Source organism: Flavobacterium selenitireducens, from assembly GCF_014748335.1.
Taxonomy (GTDB): Bacteria; Bacteroidota; Bacteroidia; order Flavobacteriales; family Flavobacteriaceae; genus Flavobacterium; species Flavobacterium selenitireducens.
This window is the reverse complement of sequence record NZ_JAAVIY010000007.1, coordinates 1-17,120: the sequence shown is the minus strand read 5'-3', so window position 1 is coordinate 17,120 and position 17,120 is coordinate 1. Positions and strand designations below refer to the sequence as shown.

The 17,120-nt window shown below is 48.1% G+C and carries 12 protein-coding genes and 1 tRNA gene; 10 read left to right on the top strand and 3 right to left on the bottom strand.

The features are described from left to right. Nucleotides 1–14 precede the first annotated feature (14 nt). Together HC229_RS11360 and HC229_RS11355 are read left to right on the top strand one after the other, a co-directional pair. Entirely contained in the window at nucleotides 15–2,894 is a 2,880-nt protein-coding gene (locus HC229_RS11360; RefSeq protein WP_191020612.1) for a DUF7619 domain-containing protein, read from the top strand. Nucleotides 2,895–3,015: 121 nt separating this feature from the next. Then, the gene (locus HC229_RS11355) at nucleotides 3,016–5,868 is read left to right on the top strand and encodes a choice-of-anchor L domain-containing protein (RefSeq protein ID WP_191020611.1); all 2,853 of its coding nucleotides are present in this window, start codon (nucleotides 3,016–3,018) and stop codon (nucleotides 5,866–5,868) included. Between the two features lie 223 nt (nucleotides 5,869–6,091). Here the strand turns inward: HC229_RS11355 and HC229_RS11350 are convergent, their stop codons facing one another. Further along, nucleotides 6,092–6,568, bottom strand: coding sequence for a TspO/MBR family protein (locus HC229_RS11350; protein ID WP_191020610.1), 477 nt, complete (start codon nucleotides 6,566–6,568; stop codon nucleotides 6,092–6,094). 120 nt (nucleotides 6,569–6,688) lie between these two features. Here HC229_RS11350 and HC229_RS11345 point away from each other — a divergent pair, with 120 nt between their 5' ends. From HC229_RS11345 to HC229_RS11315, 7 genes are all read left to right on the top strand, one after another. After that, the gene (locus HC229_RS11345) at nucleotides 6,689–7,771 is read left to right on the top strand and encodes a diphosphomevalonate/mevalonate 3,5-bisphosphate decarboxylase family protein (RefSeq protein ID WP_191020609.1); all 1,083 of its coding nucleotides are present in this window, start codon (nucleotides 6,689–6,691) and stop codon (nucleotides 7,769–7,771) included. A 76-nt stretch (nucleotides 7,772–7,847) separates the two neighbouring features. Further along, nucleotides 7,848–8,786, top strand: a complete 939-nt coding sequence (locus HC229_RS11340; protein ID WP_191020608.1) for a mevalonate kinase family protein — start codon at nucleotides 7,848–7,850, stop codon at nucleotides 8,784–8,786. A 54-nt stretch (nucleotides 8,787–8,840) separates the two neighbouring features. Next, a complete protein-coding gene (locus HC229_RS11335) occupies nucleotides 8,841–9,797 on the top strand; it encodes a geranylgeranylglycerol-phosphate geranylgeranyltransferase (RefSeq protein WP_191020607.1) in 957 nt (318 codons plus the stop codon). 626 nt (nucleotides 9,798–10,423) lie between these two features. Continuing rightward, nucleotides 10,424–11,329 carry a pseudouridine synthase gene (locus HC229_RS11330; RefSeq protein WP_191020606.1) on the top strand — a complete coding sequence of 302 codons (906 nt, stop codon included), beginning with the start codon at nucleotides 10,424–10,426 and terminating at the stop codon, nucleotides 11,327–11,329. Between the two features lie 162 nt (nucleotides 11,330–11,491). Next, nucleotides 11,492–11,794, top strand: coding sequence for a GIY-YIG nuclease family protein (locus HC229_RS11325; RefSeq protein WP_191020605.1), 303 nt, complete (start codon nucleotides 11,492–11,494; stop codon nucleotides 11,792–11,794). Nucleotides 11,795–11,833: 39 nt separating this feature from the next. After that, nucleotides 11,834–12,187: a nuclear transport factor 2 family protein gene (locus HC229_RS11320; RefSeq protein WP_191020604.1), complete on the top strand. Its 354-nt coding sequence runs from the start codon at nucleotides 11,834–11,836 to the stop codon at nucleotides 12,185–12,187. A 1-nt stretch (nucleotide 12,188) separates the two neighbouring features. Further along, nucleotides 12,189–13,961 carry a DUF885 domain-containing protein gene (locus tag HC229_RS11315; RefSeq protein ID WP_191020603.1) on the top strand — a complete coding sequence of 591 codons (1,773 nt, stop codon included), beginning with the start codon at nucleotides 12,189–12,191 and terminating at the stop codon, nucleotides 13,959–13,961. A 712-nt stretch (nucleotides 13,962–14,673) separates the two neighbouring features. Here the strand turns inward: HC229_RS11315 and HC229_RS11310 are convergent. Together HC229_RS11310 and HC229_RS11305 are read right to left on the bottom strand one after the other, a co-directional pair. Then, nucleotides 14,674–14,970, bottom strand: coding sequence for a hypothetical protein (locus HC229_RS11310; protein WP_191020602.1), 297 nt, complete (start codon nucleotides 14,968–14,970; stop codon nucleotides 14,674–14,676). Nucleotides 14,971–15,310: 340 nt separating this feature from the next. Continuing rightward, nucleotides 15,311–15,392, bottom strand: a tRNA-Leu gene (locus tag HC229_RS11305). A gap of 133 nt (nucleotides 15,393–15,525) precedes the next feature. Here HC229_RS11305 and HC229_RS11300 point away from each other — a divergent pair. Continuing rightward, nucleotides 15,526–16,914: a dipeptidase gene (locus tag HC229_RS11300; protein WP_191020601.1), complete on the top strand. Its 1,389-nt coding sequence runs from the start codon at nucleotides 15,526–15,528 to the stop codon at nucleotides 16,912–16,914. The last annotated feature ends 206 nt before the right edge of the window (nucleotides 16,915–17,120 follow it).

The following is a 17,120-nucleotide window of genomic DNA, read 5'->3' as shown; positions in this document are numbered from 1 at the left end:
AGAAAACAACATACATGAAACGAATTCTACTTGCTTTTTTATTGCTGACGGCACTCTCGCTTCGCGCACAATTCCTCGAGAATTTCGACGAAGCGTCGGTTACGGCTCCTGTCGGCAACTCCTGGGCATTGCCGTCCGGAACCTGGAAAATCTTGAATACGGCGACGGCCCAAAAGTGGACGTTGAACACCTCCCAAGCCCCAAGCTCGACTCCAAACGCCGCTCATTTACCTGCCGAAGCGACGACGATGGGCCAATCTTCTATGGATGTTTTGGTATCTCCGCTGGTAAACCTGCCGCCTAACGCGCTGCTCAGGTTCAAGATCAAACATTCCGCGAATAGTTCGTTTGCGGTATTTACGTTGCCGGCCACTGCGGATATCGACAATCCGTCGACATTTTCCAGCGTAACCTTTTTTGACACTACGCCTTATCCGAACAATGTTTACTACGACAGAAGTTTGCAGATTGGATTGTCGGCTGAGCCGGTTTACGTGGTTTTCCGTCGGATGTATACGCAGCTCAACGGAAGTTTGGCCGGCGAGATCCTGTTGGACGACATCAGTATTTTGGAAGACTGCTGGACGATTAGCCCAAGTAGTTTCCAATATAGCGCAAACGGCTCGTTGTCGTGGCCGAATCCACAACTCGCGTCCGGCTTTGAAGTACACGTAGTAGCGGCAGGGACGACGTTCGACCCGAATGCGGGAACACCGTTCGCCGTTTCCCAAAACTCCATTTTCCTGACGCAAACCTCACAGCCTTCCGCCCAACCGTTGCAAAACGACGTTCCGTACATGGCCTATGTAAGGGGAATATGTCCTGGTTCGAACAGCGACTGGCGTGCGTTCGGGCCATTCTATAAAATGAGTTATGGTTGTGGAAATACTTGGTATGACGAAGGCGGGCCGACGGGAAATTACTTCCCCAACTCCAATTACGTCATTACGATGTGTCCTGAAAATCCAGGGGACGTAGTGTCGGCCAATTTTCTTGAGTTCGATACGGAAGTCGGATTTGACGCGCTTTACGTGTTTGACGGGAATTCCCAGGTAAGTCCCTTGATTGCAAGTACGAACAATGCCGGCAACGTTCCAGGCGGACTTCCAGGCGGTTATTGGGGAAATACGATTCCGGGCCCGTTTAGCTCTTCCAGTCCGGACGGTTGCCTCACGTTCCAGTTCCGGAGCGACGCCAACTCAAATTCACCTGGATGGAAAGCAGACATTTCGTGCGGCCCTCCAGCCAATTGCATCAAACCGACTGATCTGCAGGGCGTTGCGTCGGGCAACACCGCCTTACTCAACTGGAATGAACTGGCGTTCGCCGAAAATTGGGAGGTGTATTTCGCTCCGTGCGGCGACGTTCCACCGAGTTATTCGACGTCCGGAACAGCGACTTCTTCCCAAACGTTTGAAGTCGTAAACCTGTCGCCTCAAACCTGCTATGATTTTTATGTACGATCGGTATGTTCGAGCGAGGCCAACGGCAAAAGCATGTGGGAAGGCCCGTTGACGCTCAACACGGGGAATGCGGCTCCGACGATTGTGCTCAAAGCGTTCGTAGACGAGAATCAGAACGGCGTCTTTGACAATGGCGAAGCGTCTTTCGGACACGGAAAATTCGGGTTGGTACAATCTTCAAATGTCATCGCGGAGTTCGCGTCGCCTTCAGGCTTTGCGGCCTGGATCGCGGACGACCCGGATGCATCCTACGAAGTCCATTATTTCGTTTTACCTGAATATTTTGCTTATTTCGCTTATTTAGGAATGCCTTACGTCGACATCATACCTTCTACGTATTCCGGTATCACGACGTTGTATTTTCCGATCAGCGTCCTCGCGCCCTATACGGATTTGTCCGTGACGATTGCCAGCTCGGAAGCGCGCGTCGGGATGGCTTATCACCAGACGATAAGAGTCGCGAATTCCGGCTCGGCGCCCGCTTCGGCCACGCTGAACTATTCAAAAGCGCCGCTGACCACTGTGATGGGTGTAACGCCGTCCGGGACGATTGACAATTCGGGCTTCGAGGCTTCGGTCAACGTCGGGGCCAATTCCCATGTTGATTACATCGTGACCGCTACCATTCCGCCAATGCCGACAGTGAATTCAGGCGACCTGCTCACGACTTCCGCGACGTTATCCTCGATGTCAGGTGATATCAATGCCGATAATAACTCCTACGCGCTTTCGATGCTCGCGGTAAATTCTTACGACCCGAACGATATCATGGAAAGGCGAGGCCCGAAAATAGACATCGATACGTTTTCGGAAGATGATTACCTGTTTTACACCATTCGCTTCCAGAATACGGGAACCGCGGCGGCACTCGACATCAGGATCGACAACGCCCTCGACGGACAATTGAACTCGAACAGTTTCAGGATCGTCGGCTCGAGCCACGATTATTACGTGAAACAGGTGCACAACGAATTGTCGTTTTACTTTGACGACATCAACCTGACCTGGCAATCGGAAAATGACTTGTTGAGCCAGGGTTGGATCACCTATAAAGTGAAGGTTCACTCCGGATTTGCAGTCGGGGATGTGATTCCGAACACGGCCGAAATCTACTTCGACACGAATCCGGCGATCGTTACCGATACGTTCACGACTGAATTTGTCGAGGCGTTATCGGTTGGCGAAAACACCGCATCCGATTTTGTGCTATACCCGAATCCGGCTTCAAAATCAGTGCGCTTGAAATTTTCAGAAACCCATTCGCCTGAAAAAATAACGGTTTTTGACGTATTTGGGCATAAGATTTTGGAGGTGACCCAACCTCGAGGATATGCTGCGATAGACGTTTCCGGATGGTCGAGCGGCTTGTATGCAGTTTGTGTCCAAATGTCTAACGGCCGAAAAATTACCAAAAAGCTATCAGTCCGATAACGCTTTGACTACGCATCCAAAACTCCTCCACTCTTTTGGGGGATTTTTTAGTTATACCGAAATTAACTGTTGTTTAACAAATTGTAAATCAATAAATTTACCGCAACAAACAACTACGCGAATGAAAAAACAACTACTCTACTTGTTTTTCGTTATCCTTACCCATTCCATTTCCCAAGCCCAGTGCGGAGGGACATTTTTGGATAACGGAGAAACGTCCGATTACCTCCTGAACTCAAACGAAACGGTGACCATTTGCCCCGAAAATCCCGGCGACATGGTGACCGTGACATTTGAAACATTCGATACCGAGCCTCAATTCGACGGTCTTTATGTGTTTAACGGAGCTAACTCTACAATGCCGCAAATGGCGAGCGTCAACGGTTCGGGATTTGTTCCCGGCGGTTTGCCAGGAGCGTTCTGGGGAACCGAAATTCCGGGTCCTTTCACTTCCACTAGTGCGGACGGCTGCCTTACGTTCGTGTTCCGAAGTGACGCCTACCAAACCAGCAGCGGTTGGATCGCCAACGTCACCTGCGGGAACGTCACCTGCCTTCCTCCTTCCGATCTCAACGTTTTCGACATAACTTCCGAAAGTGCCACATTGAGCTGGACGCCTCAGGGCGATACTTCCGAATGGGTGATCGAAGTTTTGCCGGCCATCGGCGGAACCGCCATCGTGTCTGATGAAACGACCTTCACTTTGACGGGCCTTGCCGCCGACCACGCCTATACGGTAACAGTCAGGTCGGTTTGCGAAAACGGCACGACAAGCGGGGCTTCCAGCCCATTATCGTTCCATACCCTTATGCCGCCCACCCATCCGTTAGCGGTAAACACGACACTTTATACCAGCGAAGAATTGGTAAACGAAGTACTCATCGGCAACCCTTGCCTCCAGATTTCGAATGTCACCTCGGTAACGGGGACCAATTTCGGTTCTACGAACGGCATCGGTTTTTTTACCAATACCAATCCCGACTTCCCTCTGGCGTCTGGAATCGTGCTAAGCACCGGAAACGCCGCCAACGTTCCCGGCCCCAATATCAATTCGCTCAGTGACGGCGCCCAGATTTGGCCGGGTGATGCGGAACTTGAAACGATAATCAACGCCTGGGCGCCGGTCAATTCGGAATTGCAAAGCAGAAACGCCACGTCCCTGGAGTTCGACTTTGTGGCGCTTAACGAATTCATGAGTTTCAACTTTTTGTTTGCCTCAGAAGAATACGGCATGTTTCAATGCACGTATGCCGATGCTTTCGCGTTTTTATTGACCGACCAGGAAACCGGTATTACGACCAATCTCGCGGTTGTTCCGGGAACGCAGGATCCTATTTCGGTCGTGACGATACGCGATTCGGAGCACAATACTGATTGCGCTTCTGTCAACGAAGGTTATTTCGAGCATTTTTCGATAGCGCCCGATTACACGACCGCAACGAATTTCAACGGACTCACCGCGGTCATGACGGCCTCGTCTGCGTTGGTTCCCAACCGGCCCTACCACATAAAACTTGTAATTGCCGACCGCACCGACGCGGCCTTTGATTCCGCCGTGTTCATCGAAGCCGGAAGTTTTACCCTTGGCCCACCGCAGTGCACCGACAAATTGGAACTTGTGGCTTTTGTCGATTCCAATGCGAATGGGACAAAAGACGATGGGGAAACCGCATTTACCAACGGCTCGTTCAGCATAGACAAAAACAATTCCGGTGCGCCTTCGACTGTTTACAGCCCGATCGGGAATTACAGCCTGTTCGATGAAAATCCTGCGAGCTCGTACGACATCGCCTATTCGATCCAGCCGGAATTTGCCCCATATTACGCGTGTCCCGCTTCGTATGATGATTTGGCGATCGCGGTTGGAAGCGGTGCCCAAACCGTCGCTTTTCCTGTTACGCTCACGCAACCTTTCAACGATGTTTCGGTCGTGATAGCGGCAATGACGCCTCCACGTCCCGGGTTGGCTTACCAGAATAAAATAGTTTACAAAAATGATGGTGTTGCAATTGCATCGGGACAGATCACTTTTGTAAAAGACGCGCTGACGACGATAACGGAAATTTCCCAGCCCGGCGCAGTGGCGACAACTGATGGCTTTACTTATGCTTTTAACGATTTGCAGCCGAACGAGACGCGTAGCTTCGTTGTGACGCTTTCGGTTCCGGCTCCCCCGGCGGTCAATCTCGACGACATCCTGACCAATTCGGTTTTTGCATCGGCCCCTTCAGGCGACATCAATCCTGGGAATAACACGTTTTCGATGCCGCAGGTCGTGGTCAATTCCTACGATCCCAATATGGTCATTGAGTCGCATGGCGAAATGATCGACATCAATGCGTTCAGCGCCAACGAATATTTATATTATACCATTTATTTCCAGAATACGGGAACAGCAAGCGCGATACAGGTTTTGATCGAAGATTCGCTCGACTCCAAACTGGATCAAAATACCGTCGTAATGCTTAGCTCGAGCCACAATTATAGCGTGGAGCGTAAGCAAAACCTGCTGAAATGGACGTTCGACTACATCATGCTGCCCGGCCAGCTCGAAAATGACGCGTTATCGAAGGGTTATGTGTTTTTTAAAGTGAAGGTAAAACCGGGATTTGTTGCCGGCGATATCATTCCGAATACTGCGGAAATTTTCTTCGATTCTAATTTGCCGATCACGACCAATACGTTCAACACGATTTTTTATGACTCGCTTGGAGAGCCGGATTTTGACAAGTCGGATCTGGTTTTGTACCCGAACCCGGCGCGCAGCCACTTTACCGTAAAAGTGTCGGGCGGAAGTGATGCGTTGGGCTCGATCGCGGTCTATGACGTAGTAGGCAAGTTGATCTCCCGTTTCGACGCACGCCAGCGCCCACAAGCCGATGTGGACATTTCGGCGTTCGCGAAAGGCGTTTACCTCGTTGACATTACCACGCAGGACGGCAAGCGCCAGGTTCGCAAGCTCGTTGTGGAATGACGATATCGTTTTAATGTGAAAATCCTCTCCGGCTAGTCCTGGAGGGGATTTTTTATTATATGCGATTGTTGCCGCGTGAAGGATGGAAGCGGCATCCTTTTGCTAAGCCTCGAAGGTTTCGGAAACGTTAGAGATTTGCAGCAAAAGATATAGCGGACAGCCTGACGGCGCGTAAACAAAACCCGACGTGGAACTTAAAATTCCCTGGCGCCGGCACGCCACATCAACGATTCAAATACCAGATGGAAGCGTTTAGTACCGCAGCAAAACTCACCCACAAAATGTAAGGCACGAAAAGCCAGCCAGCGTACTTGTTGATTGTTTTGAACTTGTGCCAGGTTTCGTAAATCATCAGCCACAGGAGGACGATCTCGAACATGGCGATCATCGGGTTTTGCAGCCCGAAAAACAGATACGACCAAAGTGCGTTGAGCGCCAATTGGATAAAAAAGAACGTCAACGCCTTCCTGACCGCGTCTTTTTCGAAGTCGATACGCGCCCAAACGAGTCCGGCGGCTATGCCCATAAAAACGTAAAGCGTGCTCCAGACGGGAGCAAAAATCCAATTGGGAGGATTGAAGACCGGCTTTTGAAGTGTGGTATACCAAGTGTCGACACTTTCACGAGTGGTTTCTCCGGAGATGTAGCCGACACCGATGCAGGTGGCGACCATTATGGCGATTTTTAGATATTTGTTCACGAGGTTGGGTTTGAGGTTTTAAGTTTAAAGTTTAAAGTTACGGAATCCGGTTCAGTTGATGGCGTTCGGGTTTGGGTGTAATCCCTAAAACTTGTTTTATCTTTGCAAAAAAAATACTATATGTCGAAAGACACTGATTTTATTCCATCGGATTATCCGGAGACGGTTGCATCAGGAAGTTTCGAGTGGAGCGCGCCGAGCAACATCGCACTTGTCAAATACTGGGGAAAGTTCGAGCCGCAATTGCCTGCGAATCCTTCTGTCAGTTTTACATTGGATACGTGCAAGACGGTCACGAAACTCGAATACAAAAAACGACTCAACGACGGAAACTTTTCGTTCGATTTGCTTTTCGAAGGCCAGCCGAAAGAAGATTTCAAGCCTAAAATCCTCAAGTTTTTCGAACGCGTAGAAATTTATCTCCCGTTTTTGAAAGCGTACCATTTTACGATCGATACACGAAATACGTTTCCTCATTCGTCGGGGATTGCGTCATCTGCGTCTGGAATGGCGGCGTTGTCGGTGAATTTGATGAGCCTGGAGAAAGCGTTGGATCCGAAAATTTCCGACGATCATTTTTGGAAGAAAGCGTCTTTTCTGGCGCGTTTGGGTTCCGGAAGCGCGTGCCGAAGCGTAAAAGGTGAAGTCGTCGTTTGGGGAAAACACGCTGGGATTCCGGGGAGTTCGGACTTGTTCGGTGTGGAATTTCCGTTCGACGTCCATCCTGACTTTCGGAATTTCCAGGATACGATCTTGCTTGTCGAAAAAGGCCAGAAGGAAGTGTCGAGCACGGTGGGCCACGAATTGATGGCGGGGCATCCGTTCGCCGAAACCCGGTTTGAGCAGGCTCATTCCAACCTCGACAAAATCAGGAACGCGCTTGTTTCCGGCGACCTGGAGCACTTCATTTCAATCGTGGAAAGCGAAGCACTCACTTTGCACGCGATGATGATGACGTCCAACCCGTATTTCATCCTGATGAAGCCCAATACGCTCGAAATCATCAACCGCATCTGGAAATTCAGGCGGGAAACCGGTCTTCCCGTCTGCTTCACACTCGACGCCGGCGCAAACGTCCACCTGCTTTATCCTGAAAACGTTGTAGAAAAAGTTTTGCAATTTATTAAAGATGAATTGGTTGCGTATTGTAAAAATGGGGAGTACCTTTGCGATCGGATTGGCTCAGGCGCACAAAACTTTTGAAAGTTCGGTACGTTTTAATGCGTAACTTTACACCGTAAACCAATTTGTTCGCATTTTAGGCTTAAGATCAAGATAAATGAAAGGACCGCTTTTCTACTCCAAAATTCTCCTTTTCGGGGAATACGGGATCATCAAAGATTCCAAAGGACTTTCTATTCCATACAATTTTTACAACGGAGCGCTCAAGGTGTCGGATGAATTGACCGATGAGGCCAAGGCGTCCAATGCGAGTTTGAGCCGCTTTGTTTTTTATCTCGAAAATCTCCAGAAGGAACATCCGGACCTGGTTGAGTTCGAGATCGAAAAACTGCACAGCGATATAGCCGAAGGCATGTATTTCGACTCGTCGATTCCGCAAGGTTACGGCGTTGGATCCAGCGGTGCTTTGGTGGCGGCGATCTACGACAAATACGCCAAAAATAAAATTACGGTCCTCGAAAACCTGACGCGTGAAAAATTGCTCACGCTAAAGACGATTTTCGGGCATATGGAATCGTTTTTCCACGGTAAGAGTTCAGGTCTCGACCCTTTGAACTCGTATTTGAGCATTCCGATCCTCATCAATTCCAAAGACAATATTGAGGCTACCGGGATTCCTGCCCAAAAAGCCACGGGTCACGGAGCGGTATTTTTGCTCGACTCCGGAATCGTGGGCGAAACAGCGCCTATGGTCAATATTTTTATGGAGAGCCTTAAAGACAAGGGCTTCCGGGCGATGATCAAGAATCAGTTCATCAAGTATACCGACCTTTGTGTCGAAAACTTTCTCGGAGGTGACATGAAATCGCTTTTTGCCAACACCAAACAATTGTCCAAGGTGGTGCTGAACAATTTCAAACCGATGATCCCTGAGCAGTTCCACGGAATCTGGCAGCACGGCATCGATTCGAACGATTATTATCTCAAACTTTGCGGATCTGGCGGAGGCGGCTACATTCTTGGCTTTACCGAAGATCTCGAGAAAGCCAAACAAGCATTGAAAGACTACAAATTGGAGGTCGTATACCAATTCTAAAACAAGGTCGAAATCTTTTAACCTTTAAATTTTTCAATCTTTAATATAGGTAAGATGCTCAACCGAAAGAACAAATTGCTCTTCAAGAAAATCGTGAGCATGTTCTCGGTGATTCGCGGTTACAACATTCCCGTAATCGCACTGGCGCAATATCTCTCGGCCATTTTTATCCTTTCTCCGCCCGAGATGCCGGCGCTGAAGGTATTGCTCGACATCAACCTATTCCTGCTCGTCCTGGCGTCTTCCATCGCGATCGCCTCGGGTTATATCATCAACAATTTTTACGATTCAGAAAAGGATCTCATCAACCGTCCGCGCAAATCGATGCTCGACCGTCTCGTCAGCCAGAAAACGAAGCTTTACGTGTATTTTTCGGCGAATTTTGCAGCCGTTCTCGTCGGCTGGATGGTGTCCTGGCGCGTCGCGTTGTTTTATGCCGCCTATATTTTCGTGATCTGGTTTTACTCGCACAAACTCAAAAAGTATCCGATCATTGGGAATTTGACCGCTTGTTTGCTTGCAATTGCGCCGTTCTTCGGAATTTTGCTCTATTTCGGAAAACTCGATCCCAACAGCATGTTCCGGGCCAACCAGCTCGAAATCATAATTGCGCACGCCGCTTTCCTGTTTTTGCTGTTGCTGATACGGGAAATGACGAAGGATCTCGAAAACCTGAGAGGCGATTTCGCTGCCGATTACAAAACGGTTCCGGTGCTTTACGGGGAAAACACGTCTAAAAAAATCATTACTTTATTGTGCACGCTTACCGTCATTCCGGTCTATGCGCTGATTGAGATGTTCGACGTCGGTTATATGGACATTTACTTTTATTTGTGCCTGACTTTCCTGTTGTTTTTTGTTATTTTCCTTTGGCGTTCCGACAGGCGCAAGCAATTCCTGGCGCTTCACAACTGGCTGAAATTCGTGATCGTGGCCGGTATTTTCTGCATCGTGTTGATCGAGCCGAGCGTTTTGTGGCATGGCAAAAGAATGCTGTTGTCCGGACTTTAATTTCGACGTTCGTTATTCGGCATTTGTAATTCAGTATCCGTTGTTTTGAAATGATGGCTCTTGGCCTGAGATGATTCGGATCAGGAAAGGTTTTTTGAAATCATCCGTGAAAAGTTGGACTCTAAAATTGGCCGCGGATTGAGAATTCGTTTTCGGACGGTTGCGAAAGCGAGGATTCGATGTTTTGCGAACCGGGCTTGCGATTCGGTTTCGGGTTTGACGTTGGAATTAAGAAATCGTATAGAAAAACTGTAGCGGAGGTGTTGGGTTTTGGTGTAGATTTGCGATGGGTGGGCGCGATAGTGCATCAACTAAAAATTTGATTTCGGATTACAAAAAGCGACTGCCCAATCTGTTCTTCAACTTTGTCCTATCAGTCATTGATTTTGGATTTGACTGCTTTGTAGCAAAGGTCTAGCCCCGATGGAAGCGGAAATCCTTTTGAAGAAACCCGCTGTTTTTTGCCAAATGGCGGCGGCGACCGAAGGAAGCCGACCGGCGCTTGACGCAAAAACGCGCGTTTCAAGAAAGATTGCAGCGCACAGCGGGATTGGCTCCAAGCAACAAATCGCGAATCGTTGTTACCGAAACCCTTAACCTTGCGTATCTTTGCAAAAAATTACCGCATGGACAAGCCGAACCAAAACAACAAACGCTTCGCTAAAAACAGCTCAAAAGACGGGCGCACGAATTACTCCAAGCCCAAGAGCGACGCTACCCGAGCGAAAAGCGATCGTAGCGATGCCAAGCCTGCCTTGCCAAAACGCACCCAAAAGCCAAAAAAGGAGACGCCTGCGTCAAAGCCTAAGACGTCTAAAAACCCGGACGAAATCCGCTTGAACAAATACATCGCCAACTCTGGCATGTGCTCGCGTCGCGATGCGGACATCTACATCCAGTCCGGCAATGTGAAAGTCAATGGAAACGTGGTTACCGAAATGGGCTATCAGGTAAAGCCCGGCGATGTCGTCAATTTTGACGGTGTTCAGGTAACGCCCGAACGCAAAGAATACGTCTTGCTCAACAAACCTAAGAATTTCAGTACTTCGGGTGATGAGGAAAAAGGCGCGAACAACGTTTTGGATCTCGTTTACGCGAGCGGAGTCCGCAATTTGAAACCGGTCGGGCGCATGGACAAAACGACTACCGGACTTTTACTTTTTACGAACGATAGCGATATGGTCGTAAAATTTGGAAAGCCGAACCAAAAGTCATTCAAAATTTACCAGGTTTCGCTCGACCGAAATTTAAAGTTCGAAGACCTCGAGAAGATCGCGGGAGGCGTCCAGCTCGACGAACATCGTTTGTACATCGATGAAATTACCTATGTGGAAGGAAGCCCGAAGACCGAGATCGGCTTAAAGCTCCGAACTTCGAACGTCAAGGTAGTGCGTGCCATTTTTGAAAAATTCGACTATAACGTATTGAAAATAGATCGCGTCTCGTTTGCCGGATTGACGAAGAAGAACCTGCCGCGTGGAAACTGGAGGTTTTTGACCGAACAGGAAGTGATCAACTTACGCAACTCCTAAATTATCTTACCGGATATCGTCGGCCGCCTGTACCTTTTATCTTCCTGGATTTACGGGCGTCAAGACTCATATCTGCCGCGCAAAATTTTAACAAGAAGTACAGAAAATCTGTAATTGCGTCAACCTGCATGTGCGTAAATTGTTAACCTAAACATATACGCCATGCAGTTCGCTTTTCTTTACATCCTGACCAACGCCTCGCGCACTTATCTTTACGTTGGCGCCGCAGAAAACCTCACCGAAGCCCTTCAGGAGCACCGTCAAACGGCGTGTTCCGCATTTTCAAAGGATATGCAGCCGGTCCACCTGATTTATTTCGAGGCATTTCGAAATCCGGCACTTGCCAGGTCGCGTGCAGATGAAATCCTGACTTGGAAAGAGCGGCAAAAATGGCAATTGATCATGCGGGCCAATCCATGCTTATCTGAACTTTTGTGGTTGGATTCCGAATCAACTGCGGCGTGATGCCGACAAATCCGTATTTTTACGCAAAATAATACGAATATGTCCGTAGAACACATAGCCGTTGAATGGATGGATGCTTTCAACGCGAAAGATCTCGAGCGATTGCTTTCGCTGTATCACGATAAAGCGAAACATTATAGCCCTAAGTTAAAAATCCGACAACCGGAAACCAACGGATTGGTAACCGGAAAAGAGGCTATGCGGGGCTGGTGGCGCGATGCGTTCGACAGGCTGCCGACACTGTTTTACAAAATAACGTCGCTAACGGCAGATGAACGACAGGTTTTTATGGAGTACGTACGCGAGCTCGAAGGCGAAGATGACCTGCTCGTCGCGGAGGTCCTCGAGGTAGAAAACGGAAAAATCATCGCTTCGCGCGTTTATCACGGATAAAATGAAGAAATTGACCACAAAAATTGTAGCTGCAATAGCGATGACAGTACTTTTGGGAAGTTGTAAGAAATCGGAAGACAAACAGATGGACTTCACCACATTGACGAAAAACTACTTCGACGACAAAAACAAATTGAATCCGCTCGATGCGACGCTTAACGGGCAAAGCCAGTATAACGACCAGCTTGTCTTTGAAATGACGGATTCGTACCGGGCGGAGCAGAAAAAATTCTTCGAAAAGTACCAGTCCGAACTGGCGTTGACCGACACTACGTCGCTTTCGGCAGAAGAAAAAATCAGCTTCGACATCATAAAATGGGAAACCGAAATTGGTTTGGACTTATTGAAATCGCCGACGAACCTTTTGCCGATCAACCAATTTTACGGCACGCACCTGACGATGGGACAATTGGCCGGAGGCGAATCCGCACAGCCTTTTAAGACGGAGCAGGATTATCGCAACTTTCTTAAGCGCATGGAATTGTATTCGGTTTGGATGGATTCCGCATTGGTTTACATGAAAAAAGGCCTGCAACAACGCGTAGTGCTACCGAGATCGCTTACCGTCAAAGTGATTCCTCAATTTGAAGACATGATAACCGCGAAGGTCGAGGACAATCTTTTTTACACAACGATCAAAACACTTCCCAAAGACCTTTCCGAGCCGACAAAAAAAGAACTAACGGACGCTTACACCAAAACCATAAAAGAGCAACTAGAGCCGAAATTCAAACAGGTCGTCGACTTCCTCAAACAGGAATACCTGCCGGCTTCGCGCAACACCAGCGGATACGGCGCTTTGCCTTTCGGGAACGACATTTACCGGGTTTACGCCAAGCAATGGACAACCACGAAAATGACGCCGGATGAGATCCACGAACTGGGATTGAAAGAAGTTGCGCGAATTAAATCCGAAATGGAAAAGGTCAAATCCCAGGTCGGTTTTAAAGGCGACATCAAGGAATTTTTCAACCATGTACGCGAGAAAAAGGAACTGAAGCCCTTTTCGAAACCCGAAGAAGTAATTGCCAATTTCGAGCGCATCCACAATATCATCGAACCAAACGTGGACAAATTCTTTTCGCTTCAGCCGAAAACGCCTTTTGAGATCAGGCGTACGGAAGCTTTTCGCGAAAAAAGCGCTTCAGCGGAATATGTCCAAGGTGCGGCTGATGGTTCGCGGCCCGGAATATTTTATGTCCCGATTCCGGATGTCAAGAATTATAACTATTACGCAGATGAAGACCTTTTTCTTCACGAAGCCATTCCTGGTCACCACTTCCAGATTTCGCTTCAACAGGAGAATAAGGAATTGCCCGATTTTAGGAAATTTGCCTGGTTTGGGGCCGAGGGCGAAGGTTGGGCGTTGTACACCGAAAGTCTTGGAAAAGAACTTGGACTTTATAACGATCCTTACCAATATTTTGGAATGCTCGGAAGTGAAATGCTGCGCGCCACGAGGCTTGTGGTCGACACCGGATTGCATTGGAAAGGATGGACGCGTGAACAAGCCATACAGTTCAAGATGGAGAACGAAGCCGAACCAGCCGACGGTATCGTAATGGAAGTCGAGCGCTACATGGCGATGCCAGGGCAAGCTACGTCATATAAAATCGGACAACTCAAAATTATTGAGCTGCGCAAAAAAGCCGAGAAAGCGTTGGGTCAAAAATTCGACATACGCGAGTTTCACGCGAGAATCCTTGAAAGTGGCGTGATGCCTTTGGCTTTGCTCGAAAGGAAAATCGATGCCTGGATCGCGAAGAACAAATAGATAGTCCGCATTTGAAACCAGATGAAATAACCGGTCGGCAATTAGTGATTTGACTATCCGTGGACGTTAGAATGCCGGATGCGCTCGGAAGCATCGTGTTCTCATAATTGGAGGCGTCGGGCAAGATCTCAAAATACCTAACCTATTTCTATACGATTCAATGTGATAGCAAGGTTATTTGTGCTGTTGGCCGCGATTTCGGCTACCGTCCAAAAACGTTCCAACGTTACGGAAGTATTTGACGGAAGACGCTTCGCACATAATGGAACCGCCCAATATTGTGTTCAATGTCTAAACGCTTGCTTTCATGAACTATGTCTCGTCACACGTAATTTACGACAGAAAACGGTTGCATTTTGACGCGATTGAGATTCGAGAAACTTTCGATGGGAGACAAAAAACTCCCGTTTTACGTAGAGGTTTAACCGATTCGAAGCGGGATGCGAACGTGTACCGATGGCTTGAAAAGAAAAGAAAAGAAAAGAAAGGAATGATTATATGTTTTCCGAGGATCACAATTTGCATCAATTCTACATCACCTGCAATGCGGGAATAGAATGCGAACTCAATTACTTCATCGAGAAGGATTCGGTAGGTTTGGATTGCGGAATTGGGACAATACGCGTTAAACCCGGGGAGACACTAAAGCGCATCTCTACAAAAACAGCGATTTCGGAGACATAAAAAAGCCCGCTGCGTTGCGGGCTTTCAATCAGGATAGAAATATCTCGATTTCTCCCTTTTTAGAATTTATTTTTTCAATCTGACGTTTGTAGAATGCCCAGGTAACTTTTTCAAGTGCGCTTTCTTCGTCAATTTCGAATGGGTGCTTGAAATGGAAGTTCAGCAAAATCCCGTTAGACGGGCTATTTATCTTACACTCCGTTGCGGTCGTCCCGCAATAGTTCACGTTGGCATTGTCGAGCTGCCTGAAGACGAACTCGTTGAAATCCTTCTCGTTAGGCATCTGGCTCTCATTACACTTTAGGATCAAATTCTGCGTTTTCATGGTTCCTTGACTTTTAGACAAAAGTAGTTCCCAACTGTTAATTCGATTTACACAAAAACAATTCTCGGTTATACGATTTTCATTTTAACAAACTGTGGTTCCGAATATTCGCGTTAGAGATGGAAGCGATAGCCCACAGCGAAAATCCTGAAGCTGGCAGCGGAAAACATTAGATAACTTGAGTCGATCATAGGATGCAAACACGCGATTTTCGCGAGGACTTTAGCGGACAGCCCGGCGGCGCATCACCATATTTGAATATCATCGAAAAGAACAGTGCGCCGCAACGCCAAAATAAAAAGTATTGAAATAAAAAAAGCCTCCCGATTGAGAGGCTTTGTGCGGGTGATAGGACTCGAACCTACACACCTTGCGGCACCAGATCCTAAGTCTGGCGTGTCTACCAATTTCACCACACCCGCGTTGATGGCGCAACATGACTGCTGCTTTGGTGGGTGCAAATATACACATAGAATTATATTTTCAAACGGTTTTGTCAAAAAAATTCATTTAATTGTTTTTCCTAAATTTGGGGATTAACCAATTTTATCCTTCATGGACGACATACGACCTTACGTGCAGCAGCACAAGGACAGATTCATCAGCGAACTTATAGAATTACTAAAAATACCATCGGTTTCGGCCGATAGCGCTTACTCACAAGATGTTATCGACATGAGTGAAGCCGTGAAAAAAAGCCTTGAGGAGGCGGGTTGCGACAAGGTTGAGATTTGCGATACGCCGGGTTATCCGATTGTATATGGCGAAAAAATCATCGACCCAAACCTGCCGACCGTCCTGGTTTACGGACACTACGATGTGCAACCGCCAGATCCGATGGATTTGTGGACGTCCCCTCCTTTTGAGCCCGTCATCAAGAAAACGGAAATACATCCTGAAGGAGCGATCTTCGCGCGTGGCGCCTGCGACGACAAAGGCCAGATGTACATGCACGTAAAAGCCTTGGAGTACATGGTCCGGACGAACACCCTTCCTTGCAACGTAAAATTCATGATTGAAGGCGAGGAAGAAGTGGGCTCGAAAAGTTTGGGCTGGTTTGTAGAACGCAATCAGGAAAAACTAAAAAATGATGTCATCCTGATTTCCGATACGGGAATGATTTCCAACCAGCAACCGTCAATCACAACCGGTTTGCGCGGATTGAGCTACGTCGAAGTCGAAGTCACGGGCCCGAATCGCGATTTACACTCTGGGCTTTATGGTGGCGCTGTGGCGAATCCGATCAACATCCTGGCCAAGATGATTGCCTCGCTTCACGACGAAAATAATCATATCACGATTCCGGGATTTTACGACAAAGTCGGGGAATTGTCGCGCGAAGAGCGGGACGAAATGGCAAAGGCGCCGTTTTCGCTTGAGAATTACAAGAAAGCGCTCGACATAGACGATATACACGGAGAGGCGGGATACGTCACGAACGAACGCAATTCGATCCGTCCGACATTGGACGTAAACGGAATTTGGGGCGGCTACACGGGAGAAGGCGCCAAAACCGTGATCGCAAGCAAAGCATTCGCTAAAATTTCGATGCGTTTGGTCCCGAATCAGGATTGGGAAGAAATCACGGAATTGTTCACGAAACATTTCACGGCCATCGCGCCAAAATCAGTAACCGTAAAAGTCACGCCTCACCACGGCGGACAGGGTTACGTGACTCCGACAGACTCTATCGGCTATCAAGCCGCGGCAAAAGCGTATCACGAAAGTTTTGGCGTCAAGCCAATCCCGGTTCGTTCTGGCGGTTCGATTCCGATAGTGGCGCTTTTTGAGAAAGAGCTCAAAAGCAAGACGATCATGATGGGATTCGGGCTCGATTCGGACGCGATCCATTCGCCGAACGAACATTTTGGTATCTTTAATTACCTAAAAGGGATCGAAACCATTCCGTTGTTTTACAAATATTTTGTCGAACTGTCAAAATAATAGCAAATCGCAAGACAGTAAGAATCCGCTTTGCAGCGGATTTTTTTATTTTAAATCATTTAGAAAATTGAAGTTTTTTAAAGGTGTGTTTGTTTTTTTTGGGCGTTGCGTCGGCCGGGAAGCCAGGAGTTGATTGAGTTTTTTTGTGAGCCGCCGCCGGGCTGACCCGTTTCAATCTTTTAGGTTCGGGGCGGCGCAGCCGCCCC

Excerpts from the sequence above, each read along its gene's own strand:
- HC229_RS11300 (WP_191020601.1), top strand. The coding sequence starts at position 15,526 with ATGGACGACATACGACCTTACGTGCAGCAGCACAAGGACAGATTCATC.
- HC229_RS11320 (WP_191020604.1), top strand. The coding sequence starts at position 11,834 with ATGTCCGTAGAACACATAGCCGTTGAATGGATGGATGCTTTCAACGCG.
- HC229_RS11315 (WP_191020603.1), top strand. The coding sequence starts at position 12,189 with ATGAAGAAATTGACCACAAAAATTGTAGCTGCAATAGCGATGACAGTA.
- HC229_RS11340 (WP_191020608.1), top strand. The coding sequence starts at position 7,848 with ATGAAAGGACCGCTTTTCTACTCCAAAATTCTCCTTTTCGGGGAATAC.
- HC229_RS11330 (WP_191020606.1), top strand. The coding sequence starts at position 10,424 with ATGGACAAGCCGAACCAAAACAACAAACGCTTCGCTAAAAACAGCTCA.
- HC229_RS11355 (WP_191020611.1), top strand. The coding sequence starts at position 3,016 with ATGAAAAAACAACTACTCTACTTGTTTTTCGTTATCCTTACCCATTCC.
- HC229_RS11345 (WP_191020609.1), top strand. The coding sequence starts at position 6,689 with ATGTCGAAAGACACTGATTTTATTCCATCGGATTATCCGGAGACGGTT.
- HC229_RS11325 (WP_191020605.1), top strand. The coding sequence starts at position 11,492 with ATGCAGTTCGCTTTTCTTTACATCCTGACCAACGCCTCGCGCACTTAT.
- HC229_RS11310 (WP_191020602.1), bottom strand. The coding sequence starts at position 14,970 with ATGAAAACGCAGAATTTGATCCTAAAGTGTAATGAGAGCCAGATGCCT.
- HC229_RS11360 (WP_191020612.1), top strand. The coding sequence starts at position 15 with ATGAAACGAATTCTACTTGCTTTTTTATTGCTGACGGCACTCTCGCTT.
- HC229_RS11335 (WP_191020607.1), top strand. The coding sequence starts at position 8,841 with ATGCTCAACCGAAAGAACAAATTGCTCTTCAAGAAAATCGTGAGCATG.